Raw genomic sequence first — 19,996 nt, forward strand, 5'->3', positions numbered from 1 at the left:
GCGGGGGCGGAGGGGGGCAACGCTTGGCGCCCGCGACAGGTCGCTTCCCCCGCCACCTGCACTTTGCTAGCGGCGCGCGATGCTCGGCGACGACCAGCGCTTCGGCCTCCAGCGCCACGTGATCCTGCCCGGCCCGCTGCCGCTCGACGGCGGGGGGCAGCTCGCGCCGGTCGAGATCGCGTACGAGACCTACGGCACGCTCGCGCCCGATGCCGGCAACGCGGTGCTGATCTGCCACGCGCTGACGATGGACCAGCATGTCGCAGGCGCCAATCCGCGCACCGGCAAGCCCGGCTGGTGGACGCAGATGGTTGGGCCGGGGCGCCCCGTCGATACCGACCGCTTCTTCGTCATCTGCGCCAACGTGCTCGGCAGCTGCATGGGATCGTCGGGCCCGGCGACGATCAATCCCGCGACGGGCGCGCCGTTCGCGATGGCTTTTCCCGTCATCACGATCCGCGACATGGTGCGCGCGCAGGCGCTGCTGCTCGATCACCTCGGCATCGCGCGGCTGAAGGCGGTGATCGGCGGATCGATGGGCGGCATGCAGGCGCTAAGCTGGCCCGCGACCTTCCCCGATCGCGTCGAAGCGGTGGTGGTGATCGCCTCCGCGCCGCGTCACTCCGCGCAGAACATCGCGTTTCACGAGGTCGGCCGCCAAGCGGTGATGGCCGATCCCAACTGGCGCGGCGGCGACTATTACGGGCGCGAGGGGCCGGCGGCTGGCCTAGCCGTCGCGCGAATGGCGGCGCACATCACCTATCTGTCCGAGGCCGGGCTGACCGAGAAGTTCGGCCGCCGGCTGCAAGCACGCGACGCCAAGAGCTTCGGCTTCGACGCCGACTTCCAGGTCGAAAGTTACCTGCGGTACCAGGGGATCGCGTTCGTCGATCGCTTCGACGCGAACAGCTACCTCTATATCACGCGCGCGATGGATTACTTCGATCTGGCGGAGGAGCATGGCGGGCTGCTTGCCAACGCCTTCCGCCACACCCGGGCGCGCTTCGCGCTAATCAGTTTCGATACCGACTGGCTGTATCCGACGCGCGAATCGCGCAGCATCGTCCAGGCGCTCAACGCCGCGGGCGCGCCCGTCAGCTTCGTCGAACTGTCGAGCCCGTACGGCCACGACGCGTTCCTGCTCGATTCGCTCGAGATGAACCGGGTGGTCGCGGGTTTCCTGGGGGCGGGGCAGTGACGCACGCCGACACTATTGCGCTAAGCGACGATCGCGTGCGGATCGACGTCGCGCGCGTGCACGGATGGCTCGCCTCAAGCTACTGGTCGCCCGGGATCGAACGCGGCGTGGTCGAGCGGGCGATCGCCGGGTCGCACTGCCTCGGCGCCTACCACCATGATCGCGGGCAGATCAGCTTCGCGCGGATGATCACCGATCACGCGACCTTCGCCTGGCTCGCCGACGTGTGGGTGGACGCGGCGGTGCGCGGGCAGGGGCTCGGCCGGCGCATGGTGCGCTGGTTCCTCGACCATCCGGACTTCGCCGGCATCCGGCGGATCGGGCTGACCACCGCGGACGCACACGGCGTCTATGCCGCGCTCGGCTTCACCCCGCTGCTGCGGCCCGAACGCTATATGGAACGGCTCGACCCCGCGTTCCTCGCCATGCTGAAGGCGGCGCCATGAGCCTGCGCGCGGATCTTGCGATCATCGCCGACCATGTCGCGCCGGGTGCGCGCGTGCTCGACATCGGCTGCGGCGACGGCGCGCTGATGGCGGCACTGCGTGATGCCAGCGGCGTCGACGCGCGCGGGCTGGAGATCGATCCGCGCAACGTCGCCGCCGCGGTCGGGCGCGGGCTCAGCGTGATCCAGGGCGACGCCGACGTCGATCTCGCCGGATACCCCGACGCGAGCTTCGATTACGCGATCCTCAGCCAGACGCTGCAGACCTGCCGCGCGCCCGATGCGGTGCTCGGCGAGCTTCTGCGGATCGGGCGGCGCGCCTTCGTCAGCTTCCCCAATTTCGCGCATTGGCGCGTACGCCTGTCGCTGCTCTGGGGCGGGCGTATGCCGGTGACGCGGCTGTTGCCCGAGCGCTGGTACGATACGCCCAACATCCATCACCTGACGATCGATGACTTTCGCGCGCACCTGAAGGATCGCGGGATCGCGGTGGAGGGCACGTGGTTCCTGTCGGGTGGTACGAAAACCACATCGGCGGCGGCAAACTTCCGCGCCGAGCACGCGATCTTCCTGCTGCGAGGAACCGATCTAGGTTAATCGTGTTAGCTTGCGGACATCATGGCGAAAACAGCACTCATTATCGAAGACGAGATCTTCGTCGCACTCGATCTGGAGCGGATCCTGGTCGACGCCGGCTATAGCGTCGCCGCCATCGCGGCGGATAGCGAGCAGGCGCTGGCCGCGGCGCCGGGATGTGAGATCGCCTTCGTCGACATCAACCTGCGCGATGGCGCGACCGGGCCCGAGATCGCGCAGCGGATCGCGCGTGAACATGGCGTCAAGGTGGTGTTCGTTACCGCCAATCCGGCGCAGATCGGCATGCCGTCCGAAGCGCTCGGCTACGTTCGCAAGCCGTTCAGCGACAAGGCGATCCTTGCTGCCGCGGCGCTCGCGAGCGGCGCGGACGAGGCCGCCAACGACGACGTGATCAGGCTGGGCGCGCTCGGCTGAGCGACGCGATCGGCATTTCGATTATCAGGTGCAGACCCTCTGGGCGCCAGTCGCGCGTCACGCTGCCGCCCATTTGCCGTACCGCGCTCAATTCGATCAACTGACTGCCGAACCCGCCGAGCGCATCGTCGCCCGTCACCGCCGGGCCACCCTGCTCGTGCCACGTGATCCGCACGTTATCGCCATCGCGCGCGATATCGATCGTCACCCGTCCGTCCGCATTCGATAGCGCGCCATATTTGCTCGCGTTGGTGGCAAGCTCGTGAAACAGCAGCGCAAGCGGCGTCGCGGCGCGATCGTCGATGTCGAGATCGACGCCTGAAATCGTCAGGCGCTCACCCGGATGCGCCTCATAGGGGGCGAACAACTGTTCCAGCAGGCCGCGCAGGCTGTCCTGCTGAGCTGATGGCCGCGAGTTGGGGCTGTGCGGGCGGACGAAATCGTGTGCCCGACCAAGCGCGGCGAGCCGCTGGCGCAGGTCACCCGCGAGCGATGCAATCTCCGGATGGGTGCGCGCGGCAAGCTGGATCAGACCGCCCATCACGGCAAAAATGTTCTTGATCCGGTGCGACAGCTCCTGGCTGATGATCTCGCGCTCTTCGAGCGTCAGCTTCTGCTCGTGAATGTCGGTGCAGGTACCGAACCAGCGCTGGATCGTGCCCGCATCGTCGCGGATCGGCAGCGCGCGGCCGAGCACCCAGCGATAGGTGCCGTCGAAATGCCGCAGCCGATATTCGATCTGATACGGCTCGCCGGTTGCGAGGCAGTCGCGCCACACCTGCCACGCGCGCTCGCGATCCTCGGGATGGAACATGTCGTTCCACCCCTTGCCGTCGGTCGTCCCCGCCGGGGCGCCGGTGAAATCGTACCAGCGCGCATTGTAATAATCGTGATAGCCGTCGGGCAGCGTCGACCACACCATCTGCGGCATCGTGTCGGCGAGCGTGCGGAAGCGCAGCTCGCTGTCGACCAGCGCCGCCTGCGTCTGTTCCACGCGCGCATTCTGCTCGCGTCGTTCGCGCGCGACGCGGCGCGCATCGAGCCGCGCCATCGCGGCGGCGGCGAGGATTTCCATCCCGCGCGTCTGGAACGGCGTCAGCCCGTCGCGCGGCTGATCGTCGATGACGCAGATCGCGCCGAGCGGCACACCCTCGCGCGTGACGAGCGGCGCACCGGCGTAGAAGCGGATGTACGGCGCCCCCGTGACGAGCGGGTTGTCGGCGAAACGCGCGTCACGCGTCGCGTCGGGCACCTCCATCACGTGAAGCCCGTGCATCGCGTGCGCGCAGAATGATTGCGAGCGCGGCGTCTGCGCGAGATCAGTACCGACGCGCGATAGGAACGTCTGGAACTTCTCTTCGACCAAGCTGACGAGCGCGATCCGCGCGCCGCACAATTCTGCGGCGAACGCGGCGAGATCGTCGAGCACCCCTTCGTCACGTGCGCCCGCAAGATCGTGCAACGCCATCACGCGCGCGCGATCAACCTCGTCGAGCAAAGGCAGGTCGTGGGACGTAACGGCTCCTGAAACAATCGGGGCGGGAGGATGCGTCAGAACGGCACGTCGTCGTCGAGATCGTCGGCGAAGCCGCCGCGCGACTGGCCGAACCCGCCACCGCCGCTCTTGTTGCCACCGCCGCTGCCGCCACGACCGCCGCCTGAATAGCCGCCGCCACCACCGCCACCGAAATCGTCGTTGCCGCCGAAGTCGTCGCGGCCACCACCGCCGCCGCCGCCGCCGCCGCCGCTATTGCCGCCCGGGCCGTCGAGCATCGTCAGCACGCTGTTGAAGCCCTGCAGCACGATCTCGGTCGAATATTTGTCCTGCCCGTTCTGGTCCTGCCATTTGCGCGTCTGCAGCTGGCCCTCGATATAGACCTTGGAGCCCTTGCGCAGGAATCGCTCGGCGACGTTAGCGAGCCCTTCGTTGAAGATCGCCACCGAATGCCACTCGGTCTTTTCCTTGCGCTCGCCCGAGTTGCGGTCCTTCCAGCTCTCGCTCGTCGCGATGCGCAGGTTCACCACCTTGCCGCCGTTCTGGAAGCTGCGGCTTTCCGGATCGCGGCCGAGATTGCCGACGAGGATGACCTTGTTGACGCTGCCCGCCATGGTTCGTTCGTGTCCTAACCTTGAAAGCTAGAGGCCCAGCGCGACGGCGAGCCAATAGGTGATTCCGGCCATGATGTAGGCGGCGGCGAACAGATAGCCAACCATGAACAGCGGCCACTTCCAGCCGTTGGTCTCGCGTCGCGTCACCGCGATCGTCGAGATGCACTGCGGCGCGAAGACGAACCACATCAGGAAGGCAAGCGCGGTCGGCAGCGACCAGCGGTGGCGCAGATTGTCGACGATCGTGCGCTCGCCCGCCGCATCGTCGGGATTGTCGACCGCGTAGACGGTGCCGATCGCCGCCACCGCCACCTCGCGCGCGGCCATCGCTGGGATCAGCGCCAGCGCGATGTCGCGGTTGAAGCCGATCGGTGCGACCACCGTTTCGATCCCGCCCGCGATACGCCCGGCGATCGAATAATCGACCTGGCTCTGCCCCTTGGGCGCCTGCGGAAAGCTCAGCAGCGCCCACAGGATCACGGTGGTGAGCGCGATGATCGTGCCCGCGCGTTTCAGGAAGATCCACGCGCGCGTCCACAGCCCGATCGCGATGTCGCCCAGCCGCGGCATCTGGTACTTGGGCATCTCCATCATGAAGCCCGAGGAATCGCCGCGCGTCACCGTCCGCCGCAGCACCAGCGCCGCGACGAACGCGCCGACAATGCCGGCGAGGTAGAGCCCAAGCAGGACGAGGCCCTGCAGCCCGACGCCGGGGAGCACGCGCGCATTGGGAATGAACGCGCCGATGATGATCGTGTAGACGGGCAGCCGCGCCGAGCAGGTCATCAGCGGGGCGATCAGGATCGTCGTCAGCCGGTCCTTCTCGTCGCTGATCGTGCGCGTCGCCATGATCCCGGGCACCGCGCAGGCGAAACTCGACAATAGCGGAATGAACGCGCGCCCGGACAGGCCGACGCCCGCCATCAGCCGGTCCATCAGGAACGCCGCGCGTACCATATAGCCCGACGCCTCGAGCACGAGGATGAAGGTGAACAGGATCAGGATCTGCGGCAGGAAGACGACCACCGCGCCGACGCCGGCGATGATCCCGTCGGTGAGCATCGAGCGCAGCAGCGAATCGGGCAGCGCACCGCGGACCGCGTCGTCGAGCGCCGCGAAGCCGCCCTCGATCCAGCCGATCGGCGCTTCGGACCAGGTGAACACCGCCTGGAACATGACGAACATCAGCGCGACGAGCACCACCGGGCCGACGAACGGATGCAGCGCGACCTTGTCGAGCACGTGGTTCCAGCGCCGCATCGGCGTCTCGGACATCGTGGCAGCGGCAGAGATCGCGCGCGCGCGGCGCTGGAGTACCGCAATCGGCTGTTCCGCCGCCTCGCTGCCCCGCGCGACGCGGGCGTGGCTCTCCACCGCCTCGGTCAGCGCGGCGCGCAGCGTGTCGAGTCCGCGGCGCCGCACCGCGACGGTCGGCACGACGGGCACGCCGAGCTCGCGCGACAGCGCCTCGGGCGACAGGATCAGCCCGTCGCGCTCGGCAAGATCGACCATGTTGAGCGCGACGACGACGGGCAGGTCGAGCGCTATCAGCTGCAGCGCGAAGCGCAGGTGCAGATCGAGGTTGGCGGCATCGACGACGATCACCAGCGCGTCGGGCCGCCGCTCGCCTGCCTGTCGGCCGAACAGCACGTCGCGCGTCACCTGCTCGTCGGGGGAGGAGGGATCGAGGCTGTAAGTGCCGGGCAGGTCGACGAGCTCGATCGGGCGTCCGTCGTCGAGCGCGAGCCGCCCCGAATGTCGCTCCACCGTAACGCCGGGATAATTGCCGACCTTCTGCCGCGCGCCGGTCAGCGCGTTGAACAGCGCCGACTTGCCGGCATTGGGATTGCCGACCAGCGCCACGAGCGGAAGCGCACTCATGTCAGTCGGTCGTCACCGTGATCGCGGCGGCAACGTTGCGCCGCAGCGCCACCGTCATCCGGCCGATACGACACGCGACGGGCCCGCGGAACAGCGTCGCGCGATGCAGGATCTCGACGCGGACGCCCTCGTCAAATCCGAATTCACGCAGTCGCCGTGCCTCGGGCGCCGCCATCCGCTCCCACGCGATTGCCGTCACCGTCGCGGAACGGCCGAGCGGCAGGGCTTCGAGCGCCAGGGGGGCAGGGGCCAACACGCACCCTACATACCAATGCTGCGAACGATTATCAATTGCCGTCGGTAACGCTGCGTCGCCGGTCGGCGCGATCAGCCCACCGGATAGCGCAGCCGGCCGACGAAGCGGCTGAGGCTGGGGCGGTGGCGGGTGCGCTGGACGAACCCCGCCTTGGCCTTTTCGAACCGCATGATCCCTTCGATCCGCCGCGCGAGGAAGCCGCGCGTGTCGCCGTAATCCTCGCTGTCGTCGTCGAGGAACACCGTCACCGTCGCGCCGTACACCGCGAGCAACATCGCGCGCTTGGTATAGTGATTGTAGTCGGTCGCGGTATCGCCCGCCGCGCGCCACATCACGTCGACGCTGCGCCAGCCGAGCCGCGCGGCGGTGGCGACGTTCTGCGGCAGCGCGAGGATCGCGAGCGCGCGGCGCAGCGCCTCACGGTGCGGCGCGACGATCTCCAGCCGGCGCTCGATCAGCACGGTGATCCGCGCGCGGATCTTCATCGCGGCGAGATCGCCGGGGGCGAAGGACGCGATCATCGCGGCATCGATGCTGGCGAACCACGCGTCGATCATTGCCGCCGCGCCGCCGTCGAACGCGAGCGCGGCGACATCGCGATCGACGCCCGCCTGCTCCGCCGCCATGTCGCGCGCGGCATCGCCCCAGCCGTCGAACGCGGCGTTCTCGGCGATCAGCGGCGCCAGCGTTGCACGCACCTCGTCGAGCGTCATGTCCTGCGGGTCGGGGCCCGCGCCTGCGGCAGTGTCGGTCACGGTATCGATCATGGCACGTTCCTTAGCGTTCTTCCTCAACGCCGCGCCACCAGTTACGATGCAGCGGCGACGCGCCGTTCGGGCGCGATCCGCACCAGCACCAGCGCGATCGCCACCAGTATCGCGCCGACGAGATCGGCCGCACCGAGCCGCTCGTCATAGGCGAGCCAGCCGACGATCGCGGCGACCACTGGCTGGGTGAGCAGCGCGAGGCCGATGACGAGTGGCGGCAGCCGGCCGAGCGCGTAGATCATCAGCCCCTGGCCGATCACCTGGCTGAGCAGCGCGAGCGCGACCAGCGGGGTCCAATTGCCGGGCAGCACGCGCTCGCCCAGCGCAATCGCCGCCACCAGCAGCGGCACGACCGCCGCGGCCGACGACAGGCCGAGCGCGGGCAGCGGCGCCATCGTCGTGCGCGCGCGCGCCATCAGGATGAAATAGCCGGCGTAGAGGATGCCGGCGAGCAGGCAGAGCAGGTCGCCGACGAGGTTCTGCGGATCGAGCTGGTACGATCGCCCCATCAGCAACGCGGCGCCGATTGCGGCGAGCGCGAGTGCCATGCCTTGCATCCGCGTCGGCCAGGCGCGCGCGACGAGGAAGCCGTAGAGCGGGAAGACGAACGTTGCCGCATTGCCGAACAGCGTCGCATTGGCAAGCTTGGTATGGTGGATGCCGACGTGCCAGCTGGCGAGATCGCCGGCGAACAGCACGCCCGAGCCGACCAGCACCCAGCCCAGTCCGCGCGCGCTACTCAGCGGTCGACCGCCGGTGATCGCGGCGAGCAGCAGCAACAGCGGCGTCGCCAGCGCGATGCGCCAGAAGCCGGCGGCGACGGGCCCGACGTCGGTCAGCCGCACGAACCACGGGCCGAAGGCGAGCGCGAGGTTGCCGGCGAGCAGCGCGGCGAACGCCAGCGCGCCGCCGCTTGGCCGCGCCGTAGCTTTTCTTGCGTCGCTTCCCTCGTGCATGGCGCCCCGTAACCGCCTAGATCGGCGAAGTCCCGTAGCAATGCGAAACGGAAAGGGAATTGAATGCCAAGCCTCTTCGATCCGATCGAACTCGGCGCGATCCGCGCGTCGAACCGCGTCTTGATGGCGCCGCTGACGCGCACCCGCGCGAGCGACGCGCACGTGCCGACCGAGATGATGATTGAATATTATCGGCAGCGCGCAAGCGCCGGCCTCATCATCTCGGAAGCGACCGGGATCAGCCCGCAGGGGCTCGGCTGGCCCAACGCGCCGGGGCTGTGGAGCGAGGCGCAGGTCGAGGCGTGGAAGCCGGTGACCGAGGCGGTGCACGAGGCCGGCGGCAAGATCATCGCGCAATTGTGGCACCAGGGCCGACTCGCCCGTCCCGACGTCAACAAGCTGCAGCCGCTGTCCGCCTCCGCGACGCGCGCGCCATATCATAACCCCGACAAGAACCCCTACGGCGAGGCACGCGCCGCGACGCTCGCCGAGATCAAGGAAGCGGTGGAGCAATATGCCCAGGCCGCGCGTAACGCGCTCGAGGCCGGGTTCGACGGGGTGCAGGTGCACGGCGCCAATGGCTATCTGGTCGACCAGTTCCTGCGCGACAACACCAACCTGCGCGATGACGATTACGGCGGCTCGCCCGAGAACCGCATCCGCTTCATGAAGGAAGTGGTGTCGGCGGTGATCGCGGTGGCGGGCGGCGATCGTACATCGATCCGGCTGTCGCCCAACGGCGAGACGCAGGGCGCCGACGACAGCAATCCCGAAGCGGTGTTCGTTCCCGCCGCGAAGGCGCTCGACGAACTCGGTATCGCCTTCCTCGAGCTGCGCGAGCAGAGCCCGGACGGCACGTTCGGCGCGAGCAGCGTTCCCAAGCTTAGCCCGCAGATCCGTAAGGCATTCAGCCGGCCGCTGGTGCTGAACCAGGATTACACGCTCGAGCAGGCGCAGGCCGATCTCGATTCGGGGCTGGCCGACGCGATCGCGTTCGGTCGCGCGTTCATCGGCAACCCCGATCTCGTCGAACGGTTGCGCACCGGCGCGCCGCTCGCGAAGGACAATCCCAAGACGTGGTATTCGTCGGGGCCCGAGGGCTATATCGACTATCCGCCCTATCAGGCGCAGGCCGCGGCCTGACGACGACGGCCGGCGGCGTTCCCGTTTCGTCGATGGGGGCGCCGCCGTCGCCGGCTACAGCTGCCGCGTCATGAAGCGGTTGTGCGGGCTTTCTGGATAGCCGCCGAACGGCGGACCGTCGACGAAGCCGCTCGCCTCGTAGAGCCGGTTGGCCGCGGCGAACATCGGTGCGGTCCCCGTCTCCAGGCTGATCCGCGTGCAACCGCGCGTTCGCGCGAGCGCGATCAGGTGATCGAGGATCAGGCGCGCGACGCCGCGGCGCAGATGCGCGGTCGCGGTGCGCATCGACTTCACCTCCGCGTGATCGGGCGAAAGCTGGCGCAGCGCACCGAAGCCGAGCAGCGCATTATCCGCCCACACCGTCCAGAAGCTGATGTCGGGCGCGCGCAACGCCTCCGGGCCGAGCGCATGGGCATTGTCCTGCGGGGTCGAAGCGCGCGCCTCAGCCAGATGATGGCGGATCAGGGCGTCGACGCGTGGATCGTCGAGCCCGCCCTCGCGCAATTCCATCGCACGCCGCTCCATCACACGTCGCTGATCATCCCGGCAAGCACCTCCAGGCACGAGACGCCAAGCTTCGCCGATCGCTCGGGCGACCAGCCGTGGACCGGATCGGCGTTGGGATCGTGGTCCTTGAACGGCATCTCCAGTGTGATAGACACCGCGCCGAACCGCTCGGCGAGCTGATTGGTCGACATCGACAGATTGGCGCGGCCGGCGGGCGTCTTGGCATAGCCGAGCTCGGTCTGGAAATCGGGGGTATGCGCCGCCAGCCGCCGGCCGAACTCGGTGAACAGCGCGGCGCGATCGGCACGCAGCGAAGGGATCCCCTCGAACCCGGCGATGAAGTTCGCCGCGATCGCCTCGTCGCCGTGAACGTCGAGCGCGAAGTCGACGCCCGTCTCGTCCATCGCGGCGCGCACGTGATAGACTTCAGGGCTCTTCTCCAGCGTCGGTGCGTGCCATTCGCGATTGAGGTTCACGCCGGCGGCATTGGTGCGCAGGTGGCCGCGGCGCGTGCCGTCGGGGTTCATGTTGGGGACGACGTGGACCGTCGCGGCGGCGAGCAGCGGCGCCGCGGCGGGGCTTGTCAGCCAGTCGAGCGCGCCTTCCATCCACCATTCGGCCATCGATTCGCCGGGGTGTTGGCGCGCGTAGAGCCACACCTGCTTGGCGCCCGTCCCGATGCGGAAATAGTCGATCGCCTGCCCGTCGAGCGTGGTGCCAAGCTCACGATGCGTGATCCCTGGTCGCGCCGCGATCCGCGCGACGAGATCGGCGTGCTGCTCCGTCGTATAGGGGGCGAAATAGGCGAACCAAGCGACGGCTGCGTCGCCCGGCCAGTCGAATTCGAGGACGCCGTCAGCGTAGCGCGTCTCGATCTGGCGCCAGCTGCGCCGATCGGTCGAGACGCGCGCGCGATAGCCCGGCCAGCCGAACGGATAGGCCGCGCCGGCGGCGTTGAGGATGCGGAAAGTGAGCGGCCGCCCTTGGGCGCCGGCGACGCGAAAGTAGAACCATTGAAAGAAGTCGGACTGGTGATCGGCGACGATCTCGAGGTCGACGCGGTCACCGTCGATCGCGACGAGCCGGATGTTGCCGCTGTCGAACGCGGCGTTGATGCTGAAGGTCATGGTACCTCGATAGTGCGCCCGCTCTCGCCGGGGAAGCCGGCGAACAGCGCGCGCGCGAGCCGCCCGGCGATCGCGGGAGCGTCGGCATCCGATGCCTGCGCATCGGTGAGCGATTGCGCCTGGCCCTCCCACACCGCGTCGGCGCCATGGCGGATGCGCACCGACAATTCGGTGACGATCCCCTCGCGCCCGCCGCTGCCGCCGACCGGGAAGTTCACCCCGCCGCCAAGACCCACGCCGCCGCCGCGCCCGCCGCTGATCCCGCCGCCGCCGATCCCTACCGAGAACGGTGAGCGACGCGGGGGCAGCGGGCGGGAGGTGCGGGTGAAGCCGACGGTGGCGAGGAAATCCGCCTTCGCGCCGGGTGCTGGATTTGTGTAGCCGAGCCGCAGCAATGCGCTCTGCACCGCGGCGGCATAGGTCTTGTACTCGATGCTCGCGCTGCCGCCGCCGGCCAGCGGCTCGACCGCGATCGTGCCGCGATCGGTCATCGCGTTGAAATGGAAGCGCGTCGTCTGGACGGGGAAGCGCGACGGGCCGGTGGCGCAGCCCGCCAGCGCGACGGCAAGGCCGGCGATCGTCAGAAAGGTGCGCATGGCTGGTCGTTTCCCCGTGGTCGTTACGCCGCTATAACGCACCGGTTCGTCGACGGCTCCGGCTTGACTTGCAAGGGGGCTGCCACTAGGCGCGCACGCTTTCCGATCACGCCCATATAAAGAAGCGAATCCGCCATGAAGATCCGCAACAGCCTGAAGTCGCTCAAGGACCGCCACCGCGACAACCGCGTCATCCGTCGCCGCGGCCGGACCTACGTCATCAACAAGACGAATCGCCGCTTCAAGGCGCGCCAGGGCTGATCCTGCCGCGCGCGTGATGCCGGGGCCGAGCGCCGTCGTTTTCGACGTCGGCCACGTCCTCTACGATTGGGATCCGCGGATCCTCTACCGGCGCCTCATCCCCGACGATGCGGCGCTGGACGCGTTTCTACGCGACGTGTGCACGCGTGAATGGCATTTCCAGCACGATGCCGGGCGGCCGTTCGCCGAAACGTCGGCCGAACTATCGGCGCGCAATCCCGAGCACGCGCATCTGATCGCCGAATGGGGACCGCGCTTTTCCGAGCAGATCCCCGGCCCCATCGCCGGTATGCCCGAACTTGTCGCAGAGCTCGACGCGGCGGGCGTGCCACTATTCGCGATCACCAACTTCAGCGACGAATTCTTCGCGCCGTTCCGCGCGCAGGAGGCGGCGCTGTTCGATCGTTTCCGCGGCATCGTCGTCTCGGGCGCCGAGCGGCTGATGAAGCCGCACGCGCCAATCTATCACCTCGCGCTGGCGCGGTTCGGGCTGGCGCCGCACGAGGCGCTGTTCGTCGACGATCGGCAGGACAATGTCGACGGCGCACTGGCGGTGGGCATGCACGCGGTGCGCTTCGCTGATGCCGCGACGCTTCGCGCGGACCTCGCGCGCTACGGCCTGCTTGGCTGAACCGCGACGCGGCGCCAGGCGTCAGCCGTAATTCTTAAGCTCGTCGCCGACGATCCGCACCACGTGAATGACGTTGGTCGACCCCGGCGTACGGAACGGGACGCCGGCCATGATGATCACCCGGTCACCCGCCTCGACGATCCGCTGACGCAGCGCGACGCGCTTCGCCTTGGCGACCATCTCCTCGAACGAATCGACGTCGCGCGTGTGCACCGCATGCGTGCCCCATAGCAGCCCGAGCCGGCGTGCGGTCTCGACGCGCGGCGTCAGCACCAGCAGCGGCACCGACGGCCGCTCGCGCGCGACGCGCCGCGCCGTCGAACCCGACGTGGTGAAGCAGATGATCGCCTTGGCGGAAACGGTCAGCGCGATGTTCTTAGCGGCCTCCGCCAATGCATCGGCGGTGGTGGGGTCGGGCCGCGTCACGGTGAAGCGGATGCGGTCGCCGTGCATCGGATCGCGTTCCACCGCCTCACCGATCGCGTTCATCATCGCGACCGATTCGACGGGCCACGCGCCCGCCGCGCTCTCCGCCGACAGCATGATCGCGTCCGCCCCGTCGTAGATCGCGGTGGCGACGTCGGACACTTCGGCGCGCGTCGGCGAGGGCGACGTGATCATCGATTCGAGCATCTGCGTCGCGACGATCACCGGCCGGCCGAGCCGGCGCGACGTCTCGACGATGCGCTTCTGCAACGGCGGCACCGACTGCGGCGGTAATTCGACGCCGAGATCGCCGCGCGCGACCATCACGCCGTCGCACATCTCGACGATCTCCTCGAGCCGATCGATCGCGGCAGGCTTCTCGATCTTGGCGAGCAGCGCGGCCTTGCCGGCGATCAGCTTGCGCGCCTCGGCCAGATCCTCCGGCCGCTGGACGAACGACAGCGCGATCCAGTCGACCCCCTCGTCGATCGCAAAGGCGAGATCGGAGCGGTCCTTGTCGGTCAGCGCCGCCATCGGCACGACGACGTCGGGCACGTTCAGCCCCTTGTTGTTGCTCAGCGCCCCGCCGACCTCGACGCGCGTGACGATGCGCGCGTCGTCATGCTCCACCACGCGCAGTACCAGCTTGCCGTCGTCGAGCAGCAGTCGCGCGCCCGGCTCGATCGCGGCGAAGATCTCTCGGTGCGGCAGCTCGACGCGCGTCGCGTCGCCGGGCGTCGCATCGCGATCGAGCGTGAAGCTCGCACCCTGTTCGAGCATGATCCGCCCGTCGGCGAAGCGCCCAACGCGCAGCTTTGGCCCCTGCAGATCGGCGAGGATCGTCGTCGGGCGGCCGAACTTCTTCTCCAGCGCGCGGATCGCCTGGATCACGCCGACCTTGGATGCCTGATCGCCGTGGCTCATGTTGATGCGGAACGCGTCCGCCCCCGCCTCGAACAGCGTGGCGATCATCTCGGGCGTCGCGCTGGCGGGCCCCAGCGTCGCGAGCACGCGGACCTTGCGGCTGCGGGGGCTGATCGCTCTCGTCATGAAAAGGGTTCCTCGGGCGTTGCCGCGGCTGCCCTAACGCCTATCTGCGGTCGATCAACCTTGGAGCAGAAGAATGGACCCGATTGACGCAATCGACGATGCGACGGCGGCCGCCGCCTTCCGCCGGCTGGTGCACCACCTGCGCCACCGCGACGACGCGCAGAACGTCGATCTGATGGGGCTCGCCGGCTTCTGCCGCAACTGCCTGTCGGACTGGATCGGCGAGGCGGGCGGGCTGCCGAAGGAGGAGGCGCGCACCGCGATCTACGGCATGCCGTACGACGCGTGGAAGCAGGCGCATCAGCAGGAGGCGACGCCCGAACAGCTCGCGCGGATGAAGGCGAGCATCGCGCGCAACGCCTGAGGCCGGCGCTCCGATCGACGCGGGCTTGATCGACCTTTGGCGTATGGCGCTTGTCGACCAAGGCTTGTCGAACCGCGCCGCATTCTTCTACCGCCCGCCGGTACAGGACGGGCGGCGGCATAGCCGCGCGCGAACGGGGGGACGGTAATGACGAAGACGCTTCTGACCGCAATGATGATCACCGTGGCGGCGCCCGCACTGGTCGCGCCGGCGATGGCGCAGACCGCACCCGCGGCCCCCCCCGTCGCTTCGCCCGGTGCTTCCCCCGTGGCTTCCAAAGTCACCTTCATCCACGCCGGCGCGCTGCTCGACCGGCCGGGCCAGGCGCCGCGCGGCAACAGCACGATCGTGGTGCGCGACGGGCGCATCGCCGAGGTGCGTGACGGCTTCGCCGCGCCCGATGCCGGCGCGATGCTGGTCGATCTCAAGGACAAGTTCGTCCTGCCCGGGCTGATCGATCTCCACGTCCACCTGCTCGGCATCGGCGGCGATCCGATGCGCGCGCGCCTCTCCGCGCTCAACACCGAGCAGGCCGACGATCTGATGTACGGCGCGGGCAATGCACGCGCGACGCTGCGCGCGGGCTTCACCACGGTGCGCGACCTGGGCGGCGATCCGCGCGGGATCCGCGCGCTGCGCGACGCGATGGAGCGCGGCGACGCCGAAGGGCCGACGATCATCAACGCCGGCGCGCCGATCTCGGTGACGGGCGGGCACGGCGATCCATTGAACGGCCTCGCCGAGCCGTACGCGCACGCGGTCGCCGAAACGGTCGAGAACACCTGCGACGGCCCCGCCGATTGCGTGCGCGCGACGCGGCGGCAGATCGGGCTGGGCGCGCAGGTGGTGAAGATCACCGCGACGGGCGGCGTCCTGTCGAACGTGTCGGGCGGGCTCGGCCGCGCGTTCACGCCCGAGGAGATGAAGGCGATCGTCGACACTGCGCACGGCCTCGGCCGCAAGGTCGCCGCGCACAGCCACGCGGCCGAGGGCAGCAACGCGGCGCTGGCGGCGGGCGTCGACACGATCGAGCACGGCAGCTTCATCACCGACGAGACGATCGCGCTGTTCAAGAAGACCGGCGCCTATCTGGTGCCGACCGAGATCGCGCCCGTCGCGGCGCTGGCGCAAGCCCGCGCCGGCGCGCTGCCGCCGGCAACGATCCCCAAGGCCGAGGCTGCCGCCGCCGCGATGCAGGACAGCCATCGCCGCGCGTACAAGGCGGGCGTCAAGTTCGCCTTCGGCACCGACAGCGGCGTGTCGAAGCACGGCGACAATGCGCAGGAGTTCGCGCTGCTCGTCGACAAGGTCGGCATGACCCCGACCGAGGCGATCCGCAGCGCCACGGTGACCGCCGCGGAGGTGCTGAACCAGGGCAACACGATCGGCACGATCGAGCCGGGCAAGACGGCGGACATCATCGCCGTCGACGCATCGCCGCTGCAGGACGTGCGCCAGCTCGAGCGGGTGCGCTTCGTGATGCACAAGGGGGCGATCGCCCGCCGGCTCGGCGAATAAGCCGGTCGGCGGGCGCGCGCCGCGCTTCGCCGAATAGCATTTGATCGGGGCGGCGGCGCCACGTAGAGGCCGCCGCCGCAACCGGATTAACGGTAACCGCACCGTCCCCCGCACGCGATTCGTGTGGGGCGGCGGTGCTTCATCTTTGGGGGTTTTGAAATGGCTGAGGAACGCGGCGAAGGCATGGGCGGCGGGCAGGTCGCGGCGGACGAGCTGCGCCTGCTGATCGAGCGCGCCGAGCGGCTCGAGGAAGAGAAGAAGGGTATCTCGGACGACATCAAGGACGTGATGGCCGAGGCGAAATCGCGCGGCTACGATCCCAAGGCGATCCGCAAGATCATGTCGATCCGAAAGAAGAAGCGCGAGGAATATCAGGAAGAGGAGATGATCCTCGAGACGTACATGCAAGCGCTGGGCATGCTGTAACCCGCACGACTGCGACATCTGAAAGCAATAGGACGAAGATCGCGGTCGCCGCCGCGGAGCCGATCGTTCCCGCCGCCGCCGGCGCGCAGGCGCCGGCAATGGCGGGCGGCTTCTGTGCCCGCATGGCGAGCCAGTTCGGGATGAAGCCGGTCAAGGCGGCGGGCGGCAAGCCCGCCTACGAGGCGTGCGCGCTCAAGGGGCTGGGCGTCGCGCTGTTCGGCGGATCGACGATGGTGAGCGTGGCGCTGAAGCCCCCAGCGAGCGGCCCGATCGGCGATCCCGCGCGCTTCGGCGACGCATGCGGCGTCGCCGCTAAGCGGGTCGCCTGCGCGGTCACCGGCCCCGCGGTATTCGAGATGGCGGTTGGCGCGCAGACCACGCCGCTCGAGGCTTGCGACGGCGAGACCGCCGAGGCCAGCATGGCGAAGAACCGTATCCGCTACGAGGAGCGCTGACGCGGCGGCGGCGCTAGCGGACGCTACGCCGCCTCTGCCGGCGCGGTCGTCCAGCCTAATCGCGCGATGGTGATCGAGCGCTTGCCCGACAGGTCAGTGCGCGTGACGATCAGGTCGCGGCTCTCGATATAGCCCATCAGGCGCCGCACCCGGCCGAGCGACGACGTGCCGTAGGTCTCCGCCAGCGCGGCGTCGCTGGGGCAGGGGGCGCCTTCCTTCGCGGCCTTGGCGACGAGCAGGAACGGGCCGACCATCTCGTCGGGCAGCGCACCGGCGAGTGCCACCGCATCGGCCCATGCCGGATCGGCGGTGTCGAAGATGCCGGCACGCGCCGACGACAGGCGGCGCGTGAAGTCACCGAGCTCGATCCCCGAGCGGGCGAGCCCCTGCATGCGGCAGCGGACCTGGAAATCCTGGAACAGCACCGACGCGGGGCGGCCGGCCGATTCGGGATCCGCGACAATCGCGCGCAGCACGTCGGCGACGATCGCGGCGACTTCCTCGTCCGACCGCTCGGGTTCGGGCGGCAGCGGGGCGGGGCGCGCCATGTCGGAGATCAGCTCTTCTGCCGGCACGCGGCGCGGCCGTGCCTCGAACGTCATCGGCAGCTGCGGCGCCGCCTCGGGCTCGGGCTCGGCGAAGATCAGGTCCTTGAGGTCGGCGGGCGACGCTGCGGAGGGGAGTGGGGTGAGCTTGGGGCTGCCCGAACGCGCGCTCGTCTCGACCGCGCCGATCTTCACCGTCTGCGGGCGGCGGCACACCGCGGGGCCCAGTGCCAGGAACGTGCCGCGCGGCAGATCGCGGATCGCCTCGGCCTGGCGGCGCTCCATGCCGAGCAGGTCGGCAGCGCGCGCCATGTCGATGTCGAGAAAGGTGCGCCCCATCAGGAAGTTCGATGCCTCGGCGGCGACGTTCTTGGCGAGCTTCGCCAGCCGCTGCGTCGCGATGACGCCCGCGAGGCCGCGCTTGCGCCCGCGGCACATCAGGTTGGTCATTGCCGAGAGCGACGCGCGGCGGACGTCCTCCGCCACTTCGCCGCCCGTGGTCGGGGCGAACAATTGCGCCTCGTCGACCACGACCAGCGCCGGATACCAATGCTCGCGCGGGGCATCGAACATCGCCGACAGGAAGGTCGCGGCGCAGCGCATCTGCCCCTCCGCCTCGAGCCCCTCAAGGCTCAGCACCACCGACGCACGATGCTCGCGCAGCCGCCCGGCGATTCGCGCGATCTCGCGCTCCGAATAGTCGGTCGCCTCGACCACGACGTGGCCGTACGTCGGTCCGAGCGTGACGAAATCCCCTTCGGGATCGATCACCACCTGCTGCACCTGTCCCGCCGAGCGTTCGAGCAGGCGGCGCAGCAGGTGCGATTTTCCCGATCCCGAATTGCCCTGCACGAGCAATCGGGTGGCGAGCAGTTCCTCGAGGTCGATCAGGACCGGCGCGCCCGAGGCATCGGCGCCCATGTCCACGGCTATCGTCATGGCGCCGCAGATGCCGCATGCGCGGGAGTCGGTGCAAGGCTTGATGAACGCCCCGGCGCACGCTTATGGGCGGCGGCATGGCAGGTCATTCCAAATTCAAGAACATCATGCACCGCAAGGGTGCGCAGGATAAGAAGCGGTCGGGCATGTTCTCGAAGCTTTCGCGCGAGATCACCGTCGCGGCGAAGATGGGGCTTCCCGATCCCGACATGAACCCGCGGCTGCGCGCGGCGGTCAACGCCGCCAAGGCGCAGTCGATGCCCAAGGACAATATCCAGCGCTCGATCGACAAGGCGAGCCGGGGCGATGCGGAGAATTACGAGGAGATCCGCTACGAGGGCTTCGGCCCCGGCGGGGTCAGCCTGATCATCGAGGCGCTGAGCGACAACCGCAACCGCACCGCCACCAACGTGCGCACCGCGGTGAGCAAGAACGGCGGCAACCTCGGAGCGTCGGGCTCGGTCAGCCATGCGTTCGACCGGCTCGGCCTGATCAACTATCCAGCCAGCGTCGGCGATGCGGAAAAGGTGTTCGAGGCGGCGCTGGAAGCGGGTGCGGAGGACGTGACGTCGAGCGACGACGGCCACGAGATCTGGACCGCGCAGGCCGATCTCCACGAAGTCGCGAAGGCGCTGGAGCCGGTGCTGGGCGAAGCGGAGAGTGCCAAGCTCGCGTGGCGTCCGCAGACGATGGTCGCGGTCGACGAGAGCGATGCGGCGACGCTGTTCAAGCTGATCGATGCGCTCGACGACGACGACGACGTCCAGCAGGTGTGGGGCAATTACGAAGTCTCCGACGAGGTGATGGAGAAGCTCGGCTGATCATCCTCGGGCTCGATCCGGGGCTTGGCACCACCGGCTGGGGCGTGATCGCCGCGGAGGGCAACCGGCTGCGGCACGTCGCCAACGGGCAGATCAGGACCGATCCTTCGATGGCGCTGCCGCGGCGGCTCGCCAATCTCCACGCCGCGCTGATCGACGTGATCCGCGCCGAGCGGCCGGCGAGCGCGGCGGTCGAGGAGGTGCTCGGCAACACCAATGCGCAGTCGACGCTGAAGCTGGGGCAGGCGCGCGGCGTCGTGCTGCTCGCCGCTGCGGGGTCCGGACTCGCGGTCGACGAATATCATCCCTCGACGGTCAAGAAGGCGGTGGTCGGCACCGGCGGCGCGGAGAAGCGGCAGATCCAGGCGATGATGGCGGTGCTGCTTCCCGGCGCGAAGCTCGCCGGGCCCGATGCCGCGGACGCGCTGGCGGTGGCGATCTGCCACGCACACCATCTGGCGAGCGCCGCGGGTATGATGCGGCGCGCGCGCGCGACCTCCTGAAGCGCCCACGTCACACGGTTGGCCGGCGAATCGCGACCTGCTAGGCCCGCGATCATGCTGG

General features: G+C 69.0%; 24 protein-coding genes. 13 read left to right on the plus strand and 11 right to left on the minus strand.

The window, feature by feature from the left end:
• Positions 1 to 79: 79 nt before the first annotated feature.
• The 4 genes from F1C10_RS15205 to F1C10_RS15220 are packed head-to-tail and all read left to right on the plus strand — an operon-like array spanning position 80 to position 2,654.
• Entirely contained in the window at positions 80 to 1,198 is a 1,119-nt protein-coding gene (locus F1C10_RS15205) for a homoserine O-acetyltransferase (RefSeq protein WP_185207455.1), read from the plus strand.
• Positions 1,195 to 1,644, plus strand: a complete 450-nt coding sequence (locus F1C10_RS15210) for a GNAT family N-acetyltransferase (RefSeq protein ID WP_258042963.1) — start codon at positions 1,195 to 1,197, stop codon at positions 1,642 to 1,644. Before F1C10_RS15205 ends, F1C10_RS15210 begins: the two co-directional genes overlap by 4 nt.
• Positions 1,641 to 2,240, plus strand: coding sequence for a methionine biosynthesis protein MetW (metW, locus tag F1C10_RS15215; RefSeq protein ID WP_185207456.1), 600 nt, complete (start codon positions 1,641 to 1,643; stop codon positions 2,238 to 2,240). The genes F1C10_RS15210 and metW overlap by 4 nt, the downstream gene beginning before the upstream one ends.
• 21 nt (positions 2,241 to 2,261) lie before the next feature.
• Entirely contained in the window at positions 2,262 to 2,654 is a 393-nt protein-coding gene (locus tag F1C10_RS15220; protein ID WP_185207458.1) for a response regulator, read from the plus strand.
• Here F1C10_RS15220 and F1C10_RS15225 read toward each other — a convergent pair.
• The 6 genes from F1C10_RS15225 to F1C10_RS15250 all read right to left on the minus strand — a co-directional run bounded on the left by F1C10_RS15225 (position 2,632) and on the right by F1C10_RS15250 (position 8,623).
• Positions 2,632 to 4,122, minus strand: a complete 1,491-nt coding sequence (locus F1C10_RS15225; protein WP_185210289.1) for a sensor histidine kinase — start codon at positions 4,120 to 4,122, stop codon at positions 2,632 to 2,634. The two genes, F1C10_RS15220 and F1C10_RS15225, sit on opposite strands and share 23 nt — an antisense overlap.
• A gap of 83 nt (positions 4,123 to 4,205) precedes the next feature.
• Entirely contained in the window at positions 4,206 to 4,763 is a 558-nt protein-coding gene (gene ssb, locus F1C10_RS15230) for a single-stranded DNA-binding protein (protein WP_185207460.1), read from the minus strand.
• Between the two features lie 27 nt (positions 4,764 to 4,790).
• Positions 4,791 to 6,644 (minus strand): ferrous iron transporter B, encoded by a 1,854-nt coding sequence (locus tag F1C10_RS15235; protein ID WP_185207461.1) that lies wholly within the window; start codon positions 6,642 to 6,644, stop codon positions 4,791 to 4,793.
• A gap of 1 nt (position 6,645) precedes the next feature.
• Positions 6,646 to 6,897, minus strand: coding sequence for a FeoA family protein (locus F1C10_RS15240; RefSeq protein WP_258042964.1), 252 nt, complete (start codon positions 6,895 to 6,897; stop codon positions 6,646 to 6,648).
• 74 nt (positions 6,898 to 6,971) lie between these two features.
• Positions 6,972 to 7,667 (minus strand): COQ9 family protein, encoded by a 696-nt coding sequence (locus F1C10_RS15245; RefSeq protein ID WP_185207463.1) that lies wholly within the window; start codon positions 7,665 to 7,667, stop codon positions 6,972 to 6,974.
• A 41-nt stretch (positions 7,668 to 7,708) separates the two neighbouring features.
• On the minus strand, positions 7,709 to 8,623 hold the full coding sequence (locus F1C10_RS15250; protein ID WP_185207465.1) for a DMT family transporter: 915 nt from the start codon (positions 8,621 to 8,623) through the stop codon (positions 7,709 to 7,711).
• Between the two features lie 63 nt (positions 8,624 to 8,686).
• Between F1C10_RS15250 and F1C10_RS15255 the strand changes: the two genes are divergently transcribed.
• Positions 8,687 to 9,766, plus strand: a complete 1,080-nt coding sequence (locus tag F1C10_RS15255) for an alkene reductase (RefSeq protein WP_185207467.1) — start codon at positions 8,687 to 8,689, stop codon at positions 9,764 to 9,766.
• 54 nt (positions 9,767 to 9,820) lie between these two features.
• On the opposite strand, the gene F1C10_RS15260 is transcribed toward F1C10_RS15255, so the two are convergent.
• The 3 genes from F1C10_RS15260 to F1C10_RS15270 are packed head-to-tail and all read right to left on the minus strand — an operon-like array spanning position 9,821 to position 11,996.
• Positions 9,821 to 10,276, minus strand: a complete 456-nt coding sequence (locus tag F1C10_RS15260; RefSeq protein ID WP_185210291.1) for a GNAT family N-acetyltransferase — start codon at positions 10,274 to 10,276, stop codon at positions 9,821 to 9,823.
• 14 nt (positions 10,277 to 10,290) lie between these two features.
• The gene (locus F1C10_RS15265; RefSeq protein WP_185207469.1) at positions 10,291 to 11,400 is read right to left on the minus strand and encodes a carboxypeptidase family protein; all 1,110 of its coding nucleotides are present in this window, start codon (positions 11,398 to 11,400) and stop codon (positions 10,291 to 10,293) included.
• Positions 11,397 to 11,996: a DUF4136 domain-containing protein gene (locus F1C10_RS15270; RefSeq protein WP_185207471.1), complete on the minus strand. Its 600-nt coding sequence runs from the start codon at positions 11,994 to 11,996 to the stop codon at positions 11,397 to 11,399. The genes F1C10_RS15265 and F1C10_RS15270 overlap by 4 nt, the downstream gene beginning before the upstream one ends.
• A gap of 135 nt (positions 11,997 to 12,131) precedes the next feature.
• Here F1C10_RS15270 and ykgO point away from each other — a divergent pair, with 135 nt between their 5' ends.
• Positions 12,132 to 12,257: a type B 50S ribosomal protein L36 gene (gene ykgO, locus F1C10_RS15275; protein WP_003046794.1), complete on the plus strand. Its 126-nt coding sequence runs from the start codon at positions 12,132 to 12,134 to the stop codon at positions 12,255 to 12,257.
• Between the two features lie 16 nt (positions 12,258 to 12,273).
• Positions 12,274 to 12,888 carry an HAD family phosphatase gene (locus F1C10_RS15280; RefSeq protein WP_185207472.1) on the plus strand — a complete coding sequence of 205 codons (615 nt, stop codon included), beginning with the start codon at positions 12,274 to 12,276 and terminating at the stop codon, positions 12,886 to 12,888.
• A gap of 21 nt (positions 12,889 to 12,909) precedes the next feature.
• Here F1C10_RS15280 and pyk read toward each other — a convergent pair whose 3' ends face one another.
• A complete protein-coding gene (pyk, locus tag F1C10_RS15285; RefSeq protein WP_185207474.1) occupies positions 12,910 to 14,364 on the minus strand; it encodes a pyruvate kinase in 1,455 nt (484 codons plus the stop codon).
• Positions 14,365 to 14,437: 73 nt separating this feature from the next.
• Here pyk and F1C10_RS15290 point away from each other — a divergent pair, with 73 nt between their 5' ends.
• The 4 genes from F1C10_RS15290 to F1C10_RS15305 all read left to right on the plus strand — a co-directional run bounded on the left by F1C10_RS15290 (position 14,438) and on the right by F1C10_RS15305 (position 17,127).
• Positions 14,438 to 14,728, plus strand: a complete 291-nt coding sequence (locus tag F1C10_RS15290) for a DUF1244 domain-containing protein (RefSeq protein WP_185207475.1) — start codon at positions 14,438 to 14,440, stop codon at positions 14,726 to 14,728.
• 147 nt (positions 14,729 to 14,875) lie between these two features.
• Positions 14,876 to 16,246, plus strand: a complete 1,371-nt coding sequence (locus F1C10_RS15295) for an amidohydrolase family protein (protein WP_185207476.1) — start codon at positions 14,876 to 14,878, stop codon at positions 16,244 to 16,246.
• Positions 16,247 to 16,405: 159 nt separating this feature from the next.
• A complete protein-coding gene (locus F1C10_RS15300; RefSeq protein WP_085810666.1) occupies positions 16,406 to 16,672 on the plus strand; it encodes a DUF2312 domain-containing protein in 267 nt (88 codons plus the stop codon).
• A 98-nt stretch (positions 16,673 to 16,770) separates the two neighbouring features.
• Positions 16,771 to 17,127 (plus strand): hypothetical protein, encoded by a 357-nt coding sequence (locus F1C10_RS15305; RefSeq protein ID WP_185207477.1) that lies wholly within the window; start codon positions 16,771 to 16,773, stop codon positions 17,125 to 17,127.
• Positions 17,128 to 17,150: 23 nt separating this feature from the next.
• Here the strand turns inward: F1C10_RS15305 and F1C10_RS15310 are convergent, their stop codons facing one another.
• Complete coding sequence (locus F1C10_RS15310) at positions 17,151 to 18,611, minus strand: ATP-binding protein (protein WP_185207478.1); 1,461 nt, start codon at positions 18,609 to 18,611, stop codon at positions 17,151 to 17,153.
• Positions 18,612 to 18,688: 77 nt separating this feature from the next.
• On the opposite strand from F1C10_RS15310, the gene F1C10_RS15315 reads away from it, so the two are divergent.
• Positions 18,689 to 19,432 (plus strand): YebC/PmpR family DNA-binding transcriptional regulator, encoded by a 744-nt coding sequence (locus F1C10_RS15315; RefSeq protein ID WP_185207479.1) that lies wholly within the window; start codon positions 18,689 to 18,691, stop codon positions 19,430 to 19,432.
• Entirely contained in the window at positions 19,429 to 19,935 is a 507-nt protein-coding gene (gene ruvC, locus F1C10_RS15320) for a crossover junction endodeoxyribonuclease RuvC (RefSeq protein ID WP_185210292.1), read from the plus strand. Before F1C10_RS15315 ends, ruvC begins: the two co-directional genes overlap by 4 nt.
• Positions 19,936 to 19,996: the final 61 nt, after the last annotated feature.

The sequence above is a fragment of the Sphingomonas sp. NBWT7 genome (genome assembly GCF_014217605.1).
Lineage (GTDB): Bacteria > Pseudomonadota > Alphaproteobacteria > Sphingomonadales > Sphingomonadaceae > Sphingomonas.

Bases quoted from the DNA above. Each gene is read 5' to 3' on its own strand.
- F1C10_RS15205 (WP_185207455.1), top strand. From the start codon at position 80: ATGCTCGGCGACGACCAGCGCTTCGGCCTCCAGCGCCACGTGATCCTG.
- metW (WP_185207456.1), top strand. From the start codon at position 1,641: ATGAGCCTGCGCGCGGATCTTGCGATCATCGCCGACCATGTCGCGCCG.
- F1C10_RS15220 (WP_185207458.1), top strand. From the start codon at position 2,262: ATGGCGAAAACAGCACTCATTATCGAAGACGAGATCTTCGTCGCACTC.
- F1C10_RS15225 (WP_185210289.1), bottom strand. From the start codon at position 4,122: ATGGCGTTGCACGATCTTGCGGGCGCACGTGACGAAGGGGTGCTCGAC.
- ssb (WP_185207460.1), bottom strand. From the start codon at position 4,763: ATGGCGGGCAGCGTCAACAAGGTCATCCTCGTCGGCAATCTCGGCCGC.
- F1C10_RS15235 (WP_185207461.1), bottom strand. From the start codon at position 6,644: ATGAGTGCGCTTCCGCTCGTGGCGCTGGTCGGCAATCCCAATGCCGGC.
- F1C10_RS15245 (WP_185207463.1), bottom strand. From the start codon at position 7,667: ATGATCGATACCGTGACCGACACTGCCGCAGGCGCGGGCCCCGACCCG.
- F1C10_RS15250 (WP_185207465.1), bottom strand. From the start codon at position 8,623: ATGCACGAGGGAAGCGACGCAAGAAAAGCTACGGCGCGGCCAAGCGGC.
- F1C10_RS15255 (WP_185207467.1), top strand. From the start codon at position 8,687: ATGCCAAGCCTCTTCGATCCGATCGAACTCGGCGCGATCCGCGCGTCG.
- F1C10_RS15260 (WP_185210291.1), bottom strand. From the start codon at position 10,276: ATGGAATTGCGCGAGGGCGGGCTCGACGATCCACGCGTCGACGCCCTG.
- F1C10_RS15265 (WP_185207469.1), bottom strand. From the start codon at position 11,400: ATGACCTTCAGCATCAACGCCGCGTTCGACAGCGGCAACATCCGGCTC.
- F1C10_RS15270 (WP_185207471.1), bottom strand. From the start codon at position 11,996: ATGCGCACCTTTCTGACGATCGCCGGCCTTGCCGTCGCGCTGGCGGGC.
- ykgO (WP_003046794.1), top strand. From the start codon at position 12,132: ATGAAGATCCGCAACAGCCTGAAGTCGCTCAAGGACCGCCACCGCGAC.
- F1C10_RS15280 (WP_185207472.1), top strand. From the start codon at position 12,274: ATGCCGGGGCCGAGCGCCGTCGTTTTCGACGTCGGCCACGTCCTCTAC.
- pyk (WP_185207474.1), bottom strand. From the start codon at position 14,364: ATGACGAGAGCGATCAGCCCCCGCAGCCGCAAGGTCCGCGTGCTCGCG.
- F1C10_RS15290 (WP_185207475.1), top strand. From the start codon at position 14,438: ATGGACCCGATTGACGCAATCGACGATGCGACGGCGGCCGCCGCCTTC.
- F1C10_RS15295 (WP_185207476.1), top strand. From the start codon at position 14,876: ATGACGAAGACGCTTCTGACCGCAATGATGATCACCGTGGCGGCGCCC.
- F1C10_RS15300 (WP_085810666.1), top strand. From the start codon at position 16,406: ATGGCTGAGGAACGCGGCGAAGGCATGGGCGGCGGGCAGGTCGCGGCG.
- F1C10_RS15305 (WP_185207477.1), top strand. From the start codon at position 16,771: ATGGCGGGCGGCTTCTGTGCCCGCATGGCGAGCCAGTTCGGGATGAAG.
- F1C10_RS15310 (WP_185207478.1), bottom strand. From the start codon at position 18,611: ATGACGATAGCCGTGGACATGGGCGCCGATGCCTCGGGCGCGCCGGTC.
- F1C10_RS15315 (WP_185207479.1), top strand. From the start codon at position 18,689: ATGGCAGGTCATTCCAAATTCAAGAACATCATGCACCGCAAGGGTGCG.